This window comes from Mesonia hippocampi (genome assembly GCF_014197445.1).
In the GTDB taxonomy this organism is placed as follows: domain Bacteria; phylum Bacteroidota; class Bacteroidia; order Flavobacteriales; family Flavobacteriaceae; genus Mesonia; species Mesonia hippocampi.
The window spans coordinates 329,836-347,927 of the sequence record NZ_JACIFO010000001.1 but is presented as its reverse complement, the minus strand read 5'-3'; the positions used below and the strand labels follow the sequence as shown (position 1 = coordinate 347,927).

Below are 18,092 nucleotides of genomic sequence, written 5' to 3'. Positions count from 1 at the left end.
TTTAAATTTCTATAGAGGTGTACCCCTTTTTTTGTAATTGTATGTTGTGTAATATTCCGTTTTCTACAGTTTGCATTCCTTTAGGAAGACTTTGAGGAGCTACGTTAAATTTATTTAACGAAAAGCCGCATGCTTTTATTTGCACCCCCAAGCTTTCTGCTTTTTTTAAAAAGCCTGGAACGCTAGCTGTTGTAGCTAACTTTTGTACTGTCTTTCCGCAAATAATTACTTGAAAGTCTCCAAAATTATTTCCGTCTTCTGCTTTCAAGGCTTCTGCGGTGAGCAAAATGGGCTGTAATTGCGGTATTTTTTTAGTTAAAATCACATAGTTTTGGGTATTGCTTATTTCTTGCTTTTGAGCATTTATACTCGAAATACTTAGCAAGAATACTAAACTTATAAATAAATATTTCATGTTTGTTTTTGCGTTAATGGGTTCATAATAAAAAATATTAATCCACCAAAAATGGCAATATTTTTAAATAAGGGTCCTAGCGTACTGGCTTGTCCTACTTGTATGGTAATGGTTATTGGAATGAGGACAAACATTAAAATCAAAGCTGCCCATTTGGTTTTATAACCAATTAATAAGCTTGTACCTGCAATAAGCATAACCCCTCCTGATAACAGTACTAAATTTTCTGGCGAAGCTATCCAAGCGCTTAAATTAGCTAATTTTGCTTTCTCTAGCCTTGCCACTGTTTTCTCTGTTTTTAGAAAATGATTTAATCCTGCTACTAAAAAAATTCCGCTAAGGCAAATACGCATTACCACGACCGATAGTTTATTAACTTCAGTTTTTTGTTGCATAAAATTGTATAATTATTATCTGTTTTAGAATAGCTTGGCAAAACCTAAAGAAATTCTGCCAACATTATAATTTATACAATAGGTTTGGGAGGTGGTAATATTTTATCGTGAAAAATTTGAGGTAAGTTTTGAAATAAAGCAAAATTATGCTCTATATTCATATAGAAGTTTGGTGCTGTTTTTTCTTGTGAACAACCTAAAAAAAACACGGTAGTACATACCGTTGCTACTTGAAATGCTTCCTGTGGAATGTTTTCTTCATACATAAACGTTAAACTGCTATTCTCTTCTGATGAAGCTTGTTTTTTACAAAACGGATTTACCAAAGCAATTTTCTCTGTTTTGGAGAAAAACTGCCATAGTTTAGCATCGAAAGTTGCCATTTTGGTTATAAAAACCAAACTTAATAGGATACTTATGTAAAACTTTGCATTCATCAAATCAAAAATAATTTTTTAATAGCTTTCTTGGTGTAACCTATGTTACAAATAAGGTGTTTTTTAAGAAAATTTATAGGTATTTGTTAAATCAATCTAACGAAAAACCAAAGCCAAAGCTAAATTGCGGACCTTCTTTTCCTGCAAAATAATTTATCGTTCCGCTAATTGCTTCAGCTCCATTTATCCATATTCCGCCTCCAAAATTATTATGCCATTTATTGGTATCTAAATTTTTGTTATACCATACCCTTCCAACGTCGCCTCCTAAAAACACCCCTAGCTGAAATGGCAAAATACTGGTTTTTGCATCGACAAGACTATACCGAAGGTTACCGCTAAAGGCCAAAGAGGATTTCCCTGTAAAACGCTCGTTTCTGTATCCTCGTAAGCCTGAATATCGTCCTAAAGTTGCTGCTTGATAAAACTGATAGCCTTCTCCAAAATTAACTTGCGATTGAATTTCGGTATGTAAAACCAGTTTTTTATTATTGGTTAAAGCACTGTATATAGAAACTTTAGGCTTGATATAAGCAAAGTTTTGACCTGAATGCTCTAAGTTTTGTTTTACACCTCCAATTAAATTTGCTTCTAAAGCATTGCCTGGAGTTAATTTACTATCAAAATTTTCGTAATGCAAATGGGCTTCTATTCCTCCAAAATGCATAGCTTCAAAAAGCTTATCGTTAACAAGTAGTTTATCAGAAAAATACCTATCGGTAGTATTAGCTACTTTTCGCCTAGCGTAACTCAGCTTAATAGCCGCAAAATTATTATTGTAATTATTGCGTTTTACTAGCCCTATACTTGCTCCTGCTCTACTAATTCTAATCCGGTTATAATCTTCCACTTTATCGCCGTAACGATTTTCATTAACAGAATTATTGCCGTAACCAAAAAAAGTAGTCGCATAATTAGGGTTTGTATAATGTGCCGAAACTTGTAAATTCAACTCTTTTACTACCTTAGCAAACTCGCCTTGATAACTGGTTGTAATCCCTTTAGACTCGAAAAAATAACCTGCGGTAAATTGATGTTTTGCAGAAAACGGATTCGTAAAAAATTTATGTGTTGTTAAACTGTGTTGTAAACCTAATTTTAAGCCATCGTCTGGGTTAAAGCCTACTGCTGGAACTAGCAAATTATTTTTGCGTACTTTCTTGTCTTTATCATATAGGTTAATGTTATAATCATCGGTACGTCGAATAATAGATTTTTTGGTAGCTCCAAATGTATTGGGTTTAGTTTTGTGATCGTAAATACGTATTTTTTTAGGGTTCTCTATGTGGTAAACATCATTATTTTGCCCGCCTATTATACGCGTTTTGATGTATTTATCAGACTGCCCTTTTACAGTAATAACATCATCATCATCTAAGGCATAAACCCAAATCTCTTTAGTTTCTGCTTTTTTAAATGTTCTCTCTTTCATTAAGGACTTCCGTTTTCCTTTTTTATTACGGTACACTTTTATGTTTGTTTCGCCATTAGGCAGCCTTGTTATGTCTATAAAATCATCTTTATCTGTGCCGGTTATAAGCCCTAATTTTGTAATATGTTTATAATACCTTTCGGTTATTACTTGTAAATTATCTCGGCGCAGCTTGGCTTTTTCTATAAGTTTTTTTGTTGAGGCATTGGTATATATTTCCTGCGGAAGCTTTTTAAATGCCTCATCTATTATAGCATCACTAAGCTGAGATTGTAGGTACTTAGCTTCGCGCAGCCAATCTGCTTTTGTTGCATTTTGTATTAAATTATGGTCTAAGTTTATGGCGGCAGTATTAAACCATTCTAAGTTATGAATGTCTTTCCCGTAAACCCCAAATTGATCGAACAAGTCGGTAAACATGCGTAAGGCTCCAAACAGAAATCCGTCATAATTAGAAAATACCTGGTCGCGATCTCTAGGGATTGGATTAAAGATATGTTCTCCGTTTTTATTTTTATTTTCTGTCCATCGCCACTGGTCTTTATGCCTATCCCAATCGCCCAAAAACATATCAAAAACCCTTGCTCTTATATAATTTGCTTCATCTATTTTATATTTTTCATCTCTACGTAAATGCTTAAATAAGCTTTCGGTACTTACTATATCTTTATTAGGTTTACCAAAAATATCATCTTGCATCCAGTTCTCTTCGGGTCGTTGTACAATCATATACAGTTCATCTCCATAATCTTCATTATATACACCTAATGCTCTTTGTTTTGGAATATAAAACAACAGCGGGGTTGTATGCAGAACATTGACTGCTTTAGATAGTTTAGGAACTACAGTAAAAGCATACGGATGTGAAGAGGTATAAAAATCTTCAATAATTTTTGTTGCTAAGGTATTCTCAAATTTATCTGTTACTACTTTTTCTTTAAAAGCTACTGTTTGTAAAAACTGTACAGCACTTTTTTTTAAGGCCCTCATATTGTATTCCTTCCCTTCTCTATCTCGTAAACGAAGTGAGCGCGTTTGGTGCCCTCCTCCTGCTCTTACAATTTCCACACCTCCAAAAAGTGTATCTAGTTTTACTTGTTTTACTTCGATATCTATACCGTAAAGCTTACGGTAGTGTTCTCCCCAAAAACCGCTATGCAATTTACTTTTTTGAGTGTTTTCTTTATCATAAACACTGGCTTGGGTATTTTCTGTAATAGGATAGGTAAACTCAAATGTTTTAGGTAAAGGATTTTCTATTATTTTCTTTTTAAAAACCACTTCTACACCTTGTTTTTTAGCCGCATAGAAACTTAGCCAAGCTTCTTTATTTTTAGTGATTTCTAAAACAGCAAAACCTTGCTTACTATAGGCAAAATCTGATGCGTTTTTTGATTTCGCATAACTTTCTTTAGAGCCTGCACCAGAAATAATTTGCCGTACATGTTCACGCGCTATATATTGTAAATTATGCTCATGTCCCGATACAAAAATCACATTGTCATAACCCGCGGAAAGTGTATAAATACGATTTACTAAAGAGCTGTACTTCTCATTTTGGATATCCTGATTTATCACTCCTCCATTTTTTCTTAATAATACGGCTAAAGAAGCGACCCCAGGAAGAGGAATATTTTTTTGAAATGGAAATAAATGTGCTCTTGCCGAAAAATTCCCTCCATGTACTCCGTTAGAAACTAGAGGATGATGCAAAGCTATAAGTAAAGTTTTATTCTGGTTTTTCTTTAATACCGATTCTATTTCGGTAAACACCGATTCTCTAGTTTTATGCTCTTCACAATCATCGTTTATTGTAGGATGTTTATCCCAATTTTCGAGGTACCATTGCGAATCGAGAATCAACATACTTATGTTGGCGGTAATTGCACGTACTTCCAACCCACATCCTGGCGTTGGCGCCCAAGTATCTTGCTTATGCGGTAAGTTTTCCTCTATATATGTTTTTTGTGCTTTTAGTCCTTTTATACCTTGTGCATACCAGTCGTGATTTCCAGGAATAAAAAGTACATTTCCTTTAAAATCCTGCAAAATATCAAGTTGCTTTTGTAACCTTAATTCTGCTTGTTTTCTGGTTTTATCGGTTATGCTTGGCATCCCGTTAGGGTAAATATTATCGCCCAAAAAAACAGCCGATGTATTGCTAGTATTGTGCTTTTTTATATATGCTGAAAAAGCTTTTAAGCCCTCAGAAGCTTCTAAAGCAGAGGAGTTTCCTGCATCTCCAATCAATACAAAACGCTGCTCTATTTCATGTTCTAAAACTTCTTGTGCGTTAAGAAAAAAAGAGCTTAGAAATACTAAAAATAAGAAAAGGGAAGTGTATTTTTTTTTCATATCTCAATTCGAGTCGCTTTATTTTTGTAATTTGGTACTTTAATTCTTTTGCAAATTTATGGATTCTATTTATCAGAAAGCCGATGATTTTGTCTTTAAGCTATTTAAAGAGCAGCTTCCCAGCACATTTTTATATCATAACTACAACCATACTTTGCGCGTGGTTAAAAGTACAAAAGAAATAATAGAAGCCTCTGAAATTGCTCCTAAAACTCAAGAACTTTTACTCCTTGCGGCATGGTTTCATGATACTGGATATGTAAAATCTATAAAAAATCATGAAGAAGCCTGTACCAGCTTTGTTAGTGCATTTATGCAGCAGCATGGGTATACAGAAAGCGATATTACCCAAGTAAAGCAATGCATTTTTGCTACAAAACTTACACATGAGCCTAAAAACCTGATGGAAAGTATTATAAAAGATGCCGACACCTCACACTTTAGTAAACCTTATTTTTTAGAACTTACCGAGTTTTTGCGTGAAGAATTAAGTTTACATAAGTTATGTGAATTTACAACGCCTGAATGGCTAGAGGAAAACATTAAAATGTTTACCCAACAGCACCGCTACTACACCGATTATGCGGCTAGAAATTGGAAAGAGGGAAAAGATAAAAATCTTTTACTTTTGTTAGAAAAGAAAAAGAAGGAAGACAATAAACTTGCTAAAGAAAAAACAAAGGCAGCCCTAAAAGCTCAATATAAAAACACAACACCAGAACGCAGTATTCAAACACTTTATAGAACAACTTTACGAAACCATATAAAACTTAGTGATATAGCTGATACTAAAGCAAATATTTTACTTTCTATCAATGCCATTATTATTTCTTTTGCTTTGGGTAATATTGTTCCTAAACTAGATGCGCCTTCCAATAGGCATTTAATGATTCCTACCTTTATACTTATTTGTTTTAGTGTAGCTAGTATTGTTTTGTCGGTTATGTCTACCAGGCCTAATGTCACCAATGGAGAATTTACAGAAGAGCAATTAAAAAACAATAAAATTAATATTCTGTTTTTTGGGAATTTTTATAAAATGCCTTTCGAGCAATATGCCAGTGCTATGGATAAGTTGATTAAAAATAAAGACAATATTTACAATGCTCTTACTAAAGATCTTTATTTACTTGGTGTAGTTTTAAATCGTAAATACAAATTATTGCGATGGACGTATACAATTTTTATGACAGGTATTTTAATCTCTGTATTTAGCTATATCTTGGCGTTTTGGTTAATATGATTTTATAACATCATTATAAGTAATTGCTGCTTGTTTTTTGGTTATATCTTCATGATATATTACTTCTACTCGTATAGCTTTAAGCCCAATAACGCCTTGAACATCTTCTAGCTCTACAATCTCTATTTTATCACCTAAATAATTTTTATGTTGTAAATAACTTATATAGCGTAAATACTCTCGCTCATCGGCACGTTGTGTATATACAATTACAATTTTTCCTTTTTGGGTAACACGTTCTTTTGTTCCTTTAATATGTGCTTTGTCTATTCGTTTTTTTATTATTTCGTAACGTGCATTGTAGGCGCCGTCTACATCAAATTTTTTTTCATCGGCACGATAACGAATCCCTAGGGTGGTATTATAAACTAAAATGAGCGATGCGGCCTCTATGCGTATAGGCATATCTGCTTGAAATTGGTAAAATTTATTTTCCATTTCGCACATTAACTGAAGTTGCCAAAGCCTTAAGTTATAAAGGTAAATTTCGTTAAACTGTTTATCTTTAACCATCGATTCGCCTACATAAATAGTATGCTCTACGCCATCGGTTTTAAAACGCTCAAAATAATGCGGATAAATTTTCTGAGCCTCTATTTGTTTTTCGTCTATAAAATGTGTTAAAAGGCTGTTTAGGTGCTGTACGGTTTCGTCATACTTACGGCGTTGGTTATAAATTAACCCTGTTTCTTTATAAGTATTTTTTTTATAACTAGTTATTAACTCCTTTATATTTTCATTATTAATCTCTTGTAAATGAATTAATAGCGGGCTAATTTCATTTTTTATAAAATTAATAAACTTTTGTTCGGTAGCAGCTGTTAAATGCAGCTTAATTTCTTCATAATATGTATCTATACGATAAACCACTTCTTCATAAATAGGGATTTCCTCTATTGTATGTGCTTTTTGAAAAATATCTTTTAATAAGTGTAATTGAAAAATTAAATCTTCTTGTATGCTGTGATTTCTTGTTTGTGCTGAGCTAATAATGTCTATCTGCCCGTATAATGGATATATATTTGCAAAAGCAATATCTTGAAACGTAGCATAGCCTTGTAATTCTTTTTCTATATAATATTTTACAGCTTCTTCCTCAAAAGCCCACAATACACTTGGGTGAATGGTTGTGCATTCATTTTGTATAATGGCTTTTATCATATTGGTATGCTCTTCCTTAGCACGTACAACTGCCATAACAATGTACGGGATAACATCATCTAGTTTTTCTGCATTGATGCTATTTAGCTCGTTTTTACGCGGTGAAACTAACTCTAAAATAGACAATAGCTTGCCTCTTTTTGCTATGGGAGCGAAAATACAACTCTCTTTTCCGCTTTTTAGCAAGTTTTCGGCGAGCTTACTTTTAGGGTTTTTCTTTTTATAATTACTTACGTGAGATATGCTAAAGTTTACACGATCGCTTATTAGCTTTTGATAATTAATTTCCTGTAAAATATCTCGACAACTACAAGATTCCTTGTCGTGTAAGATATAACTGTCTATTCCTTTTTGCGGAACTTTATAAAACGTATAATTATCGTAATAGGTAATGCCTACTTCTAAATCTGGAATTTGGTATATGGACCTAAAAATTTCTGTAACAACTTTATCGCTTGGTTTGGCATAGTTTGCAAGGTCGTTTTGTAATAGTTGTGTTTTTAAATCAGAGATTCCTTCATCTATGGTTACATCGGTTAAGTTTACAATTAAAAAACCACTAGACATCCAACTTCTTAGCGGAAATTTTTCTTCCCAAAGTGTAGTATCGTCTGGGTTTTCTAAAAGTAAATCATAATCTTCCTGCGTAATATCTATTGCCTGCTCGGTGGGTGCAAAGTCTATAAAATCGGCATTGATAGACATCCGGTAGTTTCTAATTATTCCATTTGCATCTGGAATATCGATATAAAAAGGCCTGTTTGCATCGATATTATAACCATAATAAGCATTTAATATAAGTAAACAAGAATAAATATAATCTAACCGCCACTCATAGTTACGAACTTTTAGCTCTGCTTTATCGCCTGCATCGTTCATTATTTTTTGCAAACGTTGTGTAGATTTTAAAACCTCAAAAGTTTGCGGAACAATTGCCGCTTTAATTTCATTATCGCTAAGTACGTTAGGAAAAATATCATCCAAAATAACATCTATTGCCTCTTGGTTTGCCTTGATATCTTCCATATCTGTAAAGCCATGAATCAATTTCGGGTGTTGTTCTACATAAGCAAGAATACCTTCTATATAACGCTGTACAATAGGATTGGTTTCTGAATTTAAACGCTCTTCAAAAGCCTCCACTACACGCTTAAAACTAACAGAAATGGTAAAGGGTAGATTTTCGTATTGGTGATTCATAACACACAAATTATTATTGCGGTTTTCCAAAAAAGCTTGGATACTTAAGTTATTACTCGGATAATACAAAATTACTAATATTTTCTCTGATATGTTCGTACAAACCAAATTAGTTATATACTTTTGTAAAAAACAGATTAAACAATGAAAAAACTAAGCCTTTTATTATTAGCTTCTTTTATTATTTTTTCTTGCCAGCAAAAGCAAGAAGGCGGTGTAAAACTCTCTGCTAAAGTTGATGTTCCCGATAACACAAAAGTTTACCTTTCTGTACTTAATGAGCAAGCAATGCCAGAGGTAGTAGATACCGTAGAGGTAATGAATGGAGCATTTGAGATGCCTTTACCTAATACAGATTTTCAGCAATTAAGCATTTTACGCTTAGACAATGTTCGCGGAAATATTATTTTTATTAATGAAAACAAACCCTTACATGTTTCTTTATATAAAGATAGCTTGCGATCTTCTGTTGTAAAAGGAAGTAAGCAAAATGAAGTGTTTGAAGGCTATTTGGAGCACATGAAAGATATGCGTAAAGAAATGGAAGCCCTGCGTAAAGAAATGGAAGCCCTGCGTAAAGAAGAATTTAGCGACCCTGCCGAATTACAAAAACAAATTAAAGAAAAAAGAGATCTTATTGCTCAAAAAGATACTGAAATTAGAAAAAAAATTATTCAGGAGAATCCAAATTCTTTAGTTTCTATCTTAATGCTTTCTGATTTAGTAAATATGAAAACATTACCTAGTACAGAAACTAAAGCCTTATTCGAAAGCCTATCTAAAGATGCTCAAGAAAGCGCTATCGGAAAAAAGATAAATGAAAGTTTTCAAGCAGCAGCAGTAGCAGCAGCAGCAGCAGCTTCTACAGAAGTAGGTGCTAAAGCACCTGAATTTTCTGCTCCTACTCCAGAAGGTAATCAGCTTGCCTTAAAAGATGCGATGGGGAAAATTACCTTGATAGATTTTTGGGCGTCTTGGTGTAAGCCTTGTAGAATTGCCAACCCAGAAATTGTAAAATTATATGAAAAATTTCATGATAAAGGTTTTAATATTTTGGGTGTCTCGCTAGATAGACCTGGACAAAAAGATAAATGGATAAAAGCTATAGAAGATGATGGCTTAACTTGGCCACAAGTTTCTAACCTACAGTTTTGGCAAGGACCAATTGCTAAACTATACGGCATCCGCTCTATTCCTGCAACCTATATTCTTGATGAAAACGGAATTATTGTTGCTAAAAACCTGAGAGGAAAAGCCTTAGAAGATAAAATAGCAGAACTTCTTGAAGAAAAATAATCGATAATAGTTCTAAGATTTAAAAAAAGGCTTTAGTTTAAAAAAACTAAAGCCTTTTTTGTTTTGGATAGTAAAATATACTTGTAAAAACTTTGTTCTAAAACATCGAGGATTAGTTAGAAATTACTTTGTATATCTGTAAATAAGCCTTCTACATCTATATTTTCATTTTTAATAGAGTGTAATAGTGTAATTATTTTATTTGGATTCATATTATCGCCTAAAATACGGGCAACAGCAAAACCTTTGGTATCATCGTTTCCTAACACAATAAGTTCTTTTATAGCGTCGCGCTGTCCTTGATATAAAATTTTAACTTTTTTCCCGTCGTGATTAAATTGTAGTAAGGTATGGTATTTTTCACCCAAAAGTATTGTGCTTAGCTTTTCGTATTCTTGTGTGTATTCTTTTTGCTTTCCTTCTGCTATAGGATACGCCAGAATATTTACTTTTTTGATGCTTTTTGCTGCTTTTTGATTGTCTGCAGAAAGTTTATCTATTTGTTTTATAAACATACTGCTAGGTACATCTAAGACTATAAAATCATTGCGTTCTTGATTTTTTACATAGTATTCTTGCAGACTTTCTTCTGAGTTACAACTAGAAAAAAGCAATACTATACTGGCTAGGGCAAATGTTATTATTTTTTTCATAAGAATAGTTTTGATATTATTTAGGTTCTACATCTTTTAAGGCATCGGCTCCTGGCACTTTTAAATCTTTGGCTAATTTAGAGACCTGTTTTAAGTCTATGTTTCCGCTAATTGACATTGCTACAGTTATTTTTTCGCCGTTTTCCTCTCCTTTAAAAAACATGATAAGACGTTTTACTACTGCAGCGCTATCTCCTGCTTCAAAATAAAAGCGAGCATCATTCCCGTCATCATTTACACGCATTAACTCTTTTAGTTGAGAAGAAGTAATATATGCATTAACATCGGCTTCTAATTGCTGTGCGATAGCTGGTTTTGATGTTGAGAGCACTTTTATATCTTTTAAATTCTCGATGAGGTTTACGTAGTTTTGCACTTCGGGGTCGCTACTATCAAAATCTATTTCGGCTAATAGCTTAAACATTTCGCTCGTAATTAATACAGAGCTTACACCATTCATACGTTCGTATTTATTAAAATCTTGTGCTTGTGAAAAGCTTAATGTACATAAAGCACAAAAAAGGAAAATTATCTTTCTCATAATATTTATTTTTATTGTTTTGTTTTTATTATCTTATTTTTTGTTTCTTGTATTTTTTCAATATAGCGCAATTGTTCTTTTCCTTCTCCTATAACATCGGTCATCATTTTAAGAAGTTCTTGGGTATTTTGCATTGCCAAAGCTTTATTTTCTGCACTTGGTATTGGTTTTTGGGCATGCTTATTTTGCCAAAGAAAAACGCTAAATACCAACAGAAAGCTTGCGGCAATTCCTGCAGCCAAAAACACATAATACGATGTTTTTGTCTTGGAAGTTATTTTAGGTAAAGGCTCATTATACTCCTGTTGTTTCTCTTTGTTAAAGAAAGAAAATAAGGGCTGATAATGTTTTAAATCGGGGTGTACATTTTCTTGCGAAAAATAAGCACTTAATTGTTTTTCTTCCGCTAAGCTGGTATTTCCCTCGAAATAACGCTCTATAATAGTTTTAATTTGCTGGAGTTCCATACTTATGTAATGCTAATACTTGTTCTCTAATCTTTTTTCTTGCTCTAGAAAGCGCCACTCGTATTGAGGTTTCTTTCATAGTGGTAATGGCTGCAATTTCGGTATATTCTAATTGCTCTATATCGCGTAATTGTATTAATGTTTGTTCTTGTTTGCTTAAAGTTTGTAAAAACGTATAAACTTGTTGTAGCTCATCTTTTACTTCTGTTGTATGCTGTATTTCAATAGCAGCATCTTTATAGTTGCTATGCTCTATACGCAAGTTATTGTGTTGCTTTAGTTTTAACTGGTCGTAGCAATAATTTTTCATCATTGTAACGGCATAGGCATCTGGATTGTTTACCTGTGTTATTTTCTCCTTATGCTTCCATAATTTCATACTTATTTCTTGTACGGCATCTTTTGCAGCATCTTCAGATACCAATAAACGCAATGCTAAACGAAATAGCAAATCTTTTATATTGGTTAAGTAATCTATAAAATTTTTATCGGTCATTATGAGTTATGCTCTTAAAACTTCAACGATTCAATTTACATATTGTTACAAGAATGTTATTTATTTTAATAAAAGAATAGTATTTTTAGTTCTTAAAAACAATCTATTCATGATAAAAAAACCTTTCCTTTATCTCTGTCTAACAGGGCTTTTGTTAAGCCTTACCAGTTGTTTTGATGATAATGATGATGTTGTATCTAAAGCTGATCCCTCTGATATTAATAACTTTATTTGGCGAGGATTAAACCATTATTACCTTTATAAAAGCAGTGTTCCTAACCTTGCCAATAATGCATTTGCTACTTCCGAAGATTATCTGCGTTTTTTAGCAAGCGAAAATAACCCAAAAGATTTTTTTAACAAGCTTCTTTCCCAAAGTGAAGATAGATTTAGTTTTATTACCGATGATTATATAAGCCTAGAAAAAGCTTTTCAAGGGGTTAGCAAAAGTAACGGAATGGCATTTGGCTTAGTACGCATAAATAATACGAATGATATTTTTGGATATGTACGCTATGTAATGCCAAATTCTGATGCAGAAGCAAAACAGGTTAAACGCGGAATGATTTTTAACCGTGTAAATAATACTAAACTAAGCGTTAACAATTATGAAAACCTACTTAATAATGAGCAATATAGCATTGGGCTTGCCACATTAATAGATGACAACCTTGAGGATATTGCTACAGAGATACCGCTAAACAAACAAGAACTTACAGAAAACCCTATACACATAACCAAAATTATCGAAAAAGAGAATCAGAAAATTGGTTACCTGCTGTACAACAGTTTTACCAGCAGTTTTGATAGTGAATTAAATGCTGTTTTTTCTAATTTTAAAGCTGCCAATATCGATAATTTAATTATAGACCTAAGGTATAATGGCGGTGGAAGTATAGAAACTTGTAGTGACCTTGCCAGTATGATTACAGGGCAATTTAACGAAGAGCTTTTTATTACTCAGGTTTATAATGAAAATTTCCCTGAAGAATCTAGAAAGTTTAACAACAAAATTAATACTGGAGCTAGCATAAATAGTTTAGGACTCACGCGTGTGTATATCTTAACTACACAAAGCAGTGCTTCGGCAAGTGAGTTACTTATAAGCGCCTTATTACCTTATATTGATGTTGTACAAATAGGTGAGGCTACTCGTGGTAAATTTCAAGGCTCTATCACCGTTTATGATTCTCCTAGGTTTACTAAAGTAAACGTAAACCCTAATCATACTTATGCCATGCAACCGCTTATTCTCAAAGCTGTAAATGCAAACGGATTTACAGATTATATCGATGGGATTACTCCTAATATCGAGGTAGAAGAAGATTATTTTAACCTGAAACCTTTAGGGGATGAAAACCAAGAACTATTCTTACAAACCGCTATTAACCATATAATAGGAAATGCTTCTACACGTTTACACTTCACCTATCAAAACAAGTTTGAAGAGCTATATGAAAACAAAAGCAACTCCCCTATCTTCCAGCGTATGTATAAATAAACCAACTAACAACTACATAAAGCAAAGAGGCTGCCCGAAAAGGCAGCCTCTTTTTTATAGAATAATCTAATTGACTCTTAGTCTAAATCTAAAACTGAATTAGGTAGAAGTTGTGTTTCTACAGTTTGTTTTAAGCTACCGTCTAGGTTGTAAATAAACAATTCTCCTAAAGAAATATAATCTTTAGCATCGGTGATAAAAATTTGGTCTTCCTCTAACGCAAAACCGTAAATAGACATTACTCCATCTGTTGCAAAATCTATTATTGGAGTAGCAGTAGTAAAATCGGTTTGAATGGTTTCATAAACACTACCGTTTAGCGTATAGTAAAGCTTATCACTCTCTTCCTCTAAGAAACGTGGGTGCTCCCCTTCTGCAAAATCTTTTTGCGCTTCTACCTCATAAGTATCAACATTTATCTTATACAGTCCTGCCATGGTTTCGTCTCCTGTCCATGCTGCTTTTCCGCTGCAAAGCACATAAAGCTTATCGTTTTCTTCTACCATTGCGCTTGGTACATCACCAACGGCAATTGTTCCAACAACAGTATCGGTATCGGTATCGATTACAGAAATGGTATTCCCGTAACCATATCCACCTTGGTGCGCTACAAATATTTTTCCATCCTCAGAAAGAATAGTTTCTGGACCCTCTGCAACACTAATGGTTGATAGTACAGCATGCGTATTTAAATCGATAACAGCTACAAAATCATCATCAGGATTGGTTGGATCTCCCCAGTTGGTAATATAACCTTTATTGTTTTCGAAAGCTATGTAACGAGGATTTAGAATATTTTCTGTAATACTGGCTTGGTGTGTAAAGTTTATATGCTGTGTATCGCCTTCAGCATCATCATCAAAGTGTAAAACCTCTACATTACTTGAATGATTCATAATGATATAAATGTGGTCGTCATTTTTAGCTAAACTTTGTCCTGTATCGCCTAAATCGTTACCAGTAAGGCTTTTGTAGAAAAAATGTGAAGGCTCAAAATTTTCGTCTAAATAAGTCAACGAAGCATTGTTTGCTCCTATATTTCCTTCATTTAATACAAAAAATCCTTTTTCTACCTCTGGTGCTGGCGGGGTAATATCGTCACGATCATTATCATCGCTTGTACAAAATTGTAAGCTCAAACTCAATAGAGCTACTCCTAAAAGTTTAAAATTTCTGTTCATAGTAATTATATATTTAAGTTAAGGTAAATTGTGTAATTTCTTCCTGGCATGGGTCTGTTTAAAACACTTTCGTATTTTTCATTCCATACATTTAAGGCTTGTAAGCCTATGGTAAGTTGTTGTTTTAGCTTATATTCTAATCCTAAATTTCCTGCCATATAACTGCCTATGGTATAATATTTTGAATTATCTGTGGTGTGAAAAACCTCTCCTGTATTAATGTACTGATAATAAGCGTTTATTTTTTTATATGCATAACTTAACGACCAAGTTAGCTTATGTTTTGGCACGTAGATAAGTTGCTTTTTGGTTTCTGTATTTTCTGAAATTGTATAAGCATAAGTAGCATTAAAGTTTACAAAATGCTTATCCCATAAACTTTGTGTTAAACTTAAAATAGCTTCTAGCCCGTAGGTTTGTACATTGTTGGTGTTTTCTGGTCGCCAGATACCTGATGCAGAAGGTGTCCAACGCAATAAATCCTCTATCTTGTTATAATAAGCGGTTAGGTTTAAACTATAATTTTTATAACTAAACAGGTTGCTAATTTCCACTCCATAGGAAGTTTCTGGTTTCAAATCAGGATTTCCTAAGCCATTCCAATATAAATCGTTATACGTAGGGATACGATAGTTTTTGGAAGTGTTAAATTTTAGTGTGTAAACTTCAGAAAACTCTTTTTGCAGCCCTATTCTATACAAAAACGGACTATCAAAATGCTCGTTTACCTCTTGCCTTAACATAACTTCATAAATAAAACTAGGTGTAGCTTGGTGTTTAAATCCTAAAGCTACAGCTCCAATATGACGCTCTGATTGAGAAAAATTTGTTCCCGAACCTTGGTTACGAGTAAGGTTTAACCCACCTGTTAGTAACATATTTTTACTTAATCGGTAATCTGCATCATACTTAAACAAATAGGTTTCTACTTTTGCTTTGCTGTGATACCAGTAATTTACATTAGGGTAATAGATATACCTATCGGTTAAAACAGCCACTTTTGCTGATGAAGAAAAACGCTGTTTATAATATTTCCAATTTAGTAAACTACGTGTATTAAAATCGTAATATTTATTTGGTAAAGCGTATGGATTGGGTAACGAAAAGTTTCTTCTGCTATCGTAAATATTAGCAAACCATTGCAGTTCATGTTGTTTATTAAGTTTGGTTCCTGCTGCAAGGCTAATGTTGGTGTTTTTGTAATGTCCGTTTTTGTTTTTTACTCCTGTTTTAGGATATTTATAATCGTTATCAGATGCATTTTTAGATAAACCGATAGAAATTCCTGTTTTTTTGTTAGAATAGCTCGATTTTACATGCAACCCATACGTATTAAAACTACCATACTGGATAAAAACATTGTTTTCGAAATTATGATTGTACGGAATTTCATTTTCAAGATAAATACTCCCTCCTATACTATTGCTTCCATCTACAACGCTTCCTCCACCGGGTTTAACAATTACTTTATCATATCCGCGTGTAGTTACGGTATTAAAATCGGTTTGCCCTGTAGTTTGCGAGTTGATCGAAATTCCGTTCCATAACACTGCTGTTTGTTGAGCCGTTGTTCCGCGAAAGCTAGGCGAAGCTACCATTCCGAGTCCGTTTTCTTTAAAATAAATGGTAGAATTAAAATTAAGCAGCTGTGTAAGCGATGCTTGGCTACGTTTAAGAATACTATCGTTAAGGATTAATTGATTACTGGTATAAACAGAATCTCTTAAAGGGTTATTTTCCAAGTATACTACCTCAAGCTGCTCTATTGGCTTTTGCTGAGCGAAAGTAGTACTGTAAAAACACAGGCAAAGAAGTAGTATTAAATAGTTTTTCATAAATCGGCAGACCTTTTACCCGAAAGTCTTATTTTGCAATTATAGCTTTGGCAGGTTTCCTGGCTTGTGTTTTACAAATTTCCCTTCCCGATGTTAAACACCAGTGGTATTATTAATCTGTAACTTTATAAAAGACATCTGTATAAAAAATACAGGTAACACTTACAGTTGCGGGAACAGCTTAGGTTTTGGTTGGTAACCGCACCTAATTCCCTTTTAATGAAAATCTATTTGCATAGAAAATCAACCAAAAGCAAGGCAAATATAAACATTAATTAAGTTTTCGTATATAAATATGAAATAATCTTATTTTTGCATCAAACAGAATTTTTATGAAGCAATTTGTATTTTTTATATTTTTATTACTTAGTTTATCTTGTAAACAAGAAAGCGCCCAAAAAAGTAATGTCACAACTCATGTTTCGAGCCCAGAGAAAAAAACGCTTATAAAATATGCCGATGGCTTCCAAATAGAAAACCATGACGGATACAAATTACTAAGCATTACCAAGCCTTATCCTAAAGCGCAAAAAACATATACTTATTTATTGGTCTCCGATAAGACCAAGCTTCCTAAAAAACATGCTGCAGCTGCTGTTATTGAAATTCCTATTCAAAAAGCTATTCCAACTTCTACTACCCATATTCCCGCAATAGAGCTCTTAAATGAATTAGAAAGCATTATTGGATTTCCTCATTTAGATTATATTTCTTCAGAAAAAACCCGAGCTTTAATCAAAAAAGGAAACATCAAAGAAATTGGACATAACGACCAACTAAACACAGAGATAACCCTAGCCCTACAACCCGATGTTATTATTGCTTCGGCAATGAATGCAGGAAACAAGTCTTACAATACTTTGCAAAAAAACAATATTCCTATTCTATATAATGGCGAATGGTTAGAAACAACCCCTCTAGGAAAAGCAGAATGGATAAAAGTGTTTGGCGCCTTATACCAAAAAGATAGCTTAGCCCAAACCATATTTAATACCATCGAAAAAAATTACCAAGATGCCAAACAACTTGCTACAACTAGTAAAAATAAACCTAGTGTACTTAGCGGAAATTTATATAAAGATGTTTGGTACTGCCCCGCAGGAAATTCTTGGCAAGCTTTATTTTTTAAAGATGCTAATGCCAATTATATATATGCCGATAAAATCTCAGAGGCCAGCTTAGCCCTGTCTATAGAAGAAATTTTAGCTTCTGGTAAAAATGCAGACTTTTGGGTGCTTCCTGGAGATTTTTCTAGTTATTCCCAATTATCAGATGCCTCTAAGCATTACAAACAACTTAAAGCATTTACCAATAAAAATGTATTTAGCATTAGTTTAACTAAAGGAGAAACAGGAGGTTTTCTTTATTATGAATTAGGACCAAGCAGACCCGATTTAGTTTTAAAAGATTTTATAAAAATTTTTCATCCTGAATTACTTCCTAATACACCTTTTAGCTTTTTTCAACCCCTAAAAAAATAATTT

At 33.3% G+C, this 18,092-nt stretch carries 15 protein-coding genes and 1 riboswitch; of the genes, 4 read left to right on the top strand and 11 right to left on the bottom strand.

Annotated features, from left to right (window positions below; translation table 11 throughout):
* Position 1: 1 nt before the first annotated feature.
* The 4 genes from GGR32_RS01635 to GGR32_RS01620 all read right to left on the bottom strand — a co-directional run bounded on the left by GGR32_RS01635 (position 2) and on the right by GGR32_RS01620 (position 5,034).
* Positions 2 to 415 carry a DsrE family protein gene (locus GGR32_RS01635; RefSeq protein ID WP_183475699.1) on the bottom strand — a complete coding sequence of 138 codons (414 nt, stop codon included), beginning with the start codon at positions 413 to 415 and terminating at the stop codon, positions 2 to 4.
* Entirely contained in the window at positions 412 to 810 is a 399-nt protein-coding gene (locus tag GGR32_RS01630) for a DoxX family protein (protein ID WP_183475698.1), read from the bottom strand. Before GGR32_RS01630 ends, GGR32_RS01635 begins: the two co-directional genes overlap by 4 nt.
* 71 nt (positions 811 to 881) lie before the next feature.
* On the bottom strand, positions 882 to 1,247 hold the full coding sequence (locus GGR32_RS01625) for a hypothetical protein (protein WP_183475697.1): 366 nt from the start codon (positions 1,245 to 1,247) through the stop codon (positions 882 to 884).
* 91 nt (positions 1,248 to 1,338) lie between these two features.
* Positions 1,339 to 5,034, bottom strand: coding sequence for a metallophosphoesterase (locus GGR32_RS01620; RefSeq protein WP_183475696.1), 3,696 nt, complete (start codon positions 5,032 to 5,034; stop codon positions 1,339 to 1,341).
* Between the two features lie 58 nt (positions 5,035 to 5,092).
* On the opposite strand from GGR32_RS01620, the gene GGR32_RS01615 reads away from it, so the two are divergent.
* Positions 5,093 to 6,277 (top strand): Pycsar system effector family protein, encoded by a 1,185-nt coding sequence (locus GGR32_RS01615; RefSeq protein ID WP_183475695.1) that lies wholly within the window; start codon positions 5,093 to 5,095, stop codon positions 6,275 to 6,277.
* On the opposite strand, the gene GGR32_RS01610 is transcribed toward GGR32_RS01615, so the two are convergent.
* Positions 6,269 to 8,638, bottom strand: a complete 2,370-nt coding sequence (locus tag GGR32_RS01610; RefSeq protein WP_183475694.1) for a GAF domain-containing protein — start codon at positions 8,636 to 8,638, stop codon at positions 6,269 to 6,271. The genes GGR32_RS01615 and GGR32_RS01610 overlap by 9 nt on opposite strands.
* A gap of 144 nt (positions 8,639 to 8,782) precedes the next feature.
* Here GGR32_RS01610 and GGR32_RS01605 point away from each other — a divergent pair, with 144 nt between their 5' ends.
* Positions 8,783 to 9,934, top strand: a complete 1,152-nt coding sequence (locus tag GGR32_RS01605; protein WP_183475693.1) for a redoxin domain-containing protein — start codon at positions 8,783 to 8,785, stop codon at positions 9,932 to 9,934.
* A 116-nt stretch (positions 9,935 to 10,050) separates the two neighbouring features.
* Here GGR32_RS01605 and GGR32_RS01600 read toward each other — a convergent pair whose 3' ends face one another.
* From GGR32_RS01600 to GGR32_RS01585, 4 genes are read right to left on the bottom strand one after another with little or no spacing between them, the layout of a single operon-like run.
* Positions 10,051 to 10,587 carry a DUF4252 domain-containing protein gene (locus tag GGR32_RS01600; RefSeq protein ID WP_183475692.1) on the bottom strand — a complete coding sequence of 179 codons (537 nt, stop codon included), beginning with the start codon at positions 10,585 to 10,587 and terminating at the stop codon, positions 10,051 to 10,053.
* A gap of 16 nt (positions 10,588 to 10,603) precedes the next feature.
* Positions 10,604 to 11,128: a DUF4252 domain-containing protein gene (locus tag GGR32_RS01595; protein ID WP_183475691.1), complete on the bottom strand. Its 525-nt coding sequence runs from the start codon at positions 11,126 to 11,128 to the stop codon at positions 10,604 to 10,606.
* 11 nt (positions 11,129 to 11,139) lie between these two features.
* On the bottom strand, positions 11,140 to 11,595 hold the full coding sequence (locus GGR32_RS01590) for a hypothetical protein (protein WP_183475690.1): 456 nt from the start codon (positions 11,593 to 11,595) through the stop codon (positions 11,140 to 11,142).
* On the bottom strand, positions 11,576 to 12,091 hold the full coding sequence (locus tag GGR32_RS01585) for an RNA polymerase sigma factor (protein WP_183475689.1): 516 nt from the start codon (positions 12,089 to 12,091) through the stop codon (positions 11,576 to 11,578). Before GGR32_RS01585 ends, GGR32_RS01590 begins: the two co-directional genes overlap by 20 nt.
* 109 nt (positions 12,092 to 12,200) lie before the next feature.
* Between GGR32_RS01585 and GGR32_RS01580 the strand changes: the two genes are divergently transcribed.
* Complete coding sequence (locus tag GGR32_RS01580) at positions 12,201 to 13,592, top strand: S41 family peptidase (protein WP_183475688.1); 1,392 nt, start codon at positions 12,201 to 12,203, stop codon at positions 13,590 to 13,592.
* 77 nt (positions 13,593 to 13,669) lie between these two features.
* On the opposite strand, the gene GGR32_RS01575 is transcribed toward GGR32_RS01580, so the two are convergent.
* Positions 13,670 to 14,773, bottom strand: coding sequence for a YncE family protein (locus tag GGR32_RS01575; RefSeq protein WP_183475687.1), 1,104 nt, complete (start codon positions 14,771 to 14,773; stop codon positions 13,670 to 13,672).
* A gap of 5 nt (positions 14,774 to 14,778) precedes the next feature.
* Positions 14,779 to 16,608, bottom strand: coding sequence for a TonB-dependent receptor plug domain-containing protein (locus GGR32_RS01570; protein ID WP_183475686.1), 1,830 nt, complete (start codon positions 16,606 to 16,608; stop codon positions 14,779 to 14,781).
* A gap of 32 nt (positions 16,609 to 16,640) precedes the next feature.
* Positions 16,641 to 16,875, bottom strand: a riboswitch (cobalamin riboswitch).
* A 65-nt stretch (positions 16,876 to 16,940) separates the two neighbouring features.
* Between GGR32_RS01570 and GGR32_RS01565 the strand changes: the two genes are divergently transcribed.
* Complete coding sequence (locus GGR32_RS01565; RefSeq protein ID WP_183475685.1) at positions 16,941 to 18,089, top strand: ABC transporter substrate-binding protein; 1,149 nt, start codon at positions 16,941 to 16,943, stop codon at positions 18,087 to 18,089.
* Positions 18,090 to 18,092: the final 3 nt, after the last annotated feature.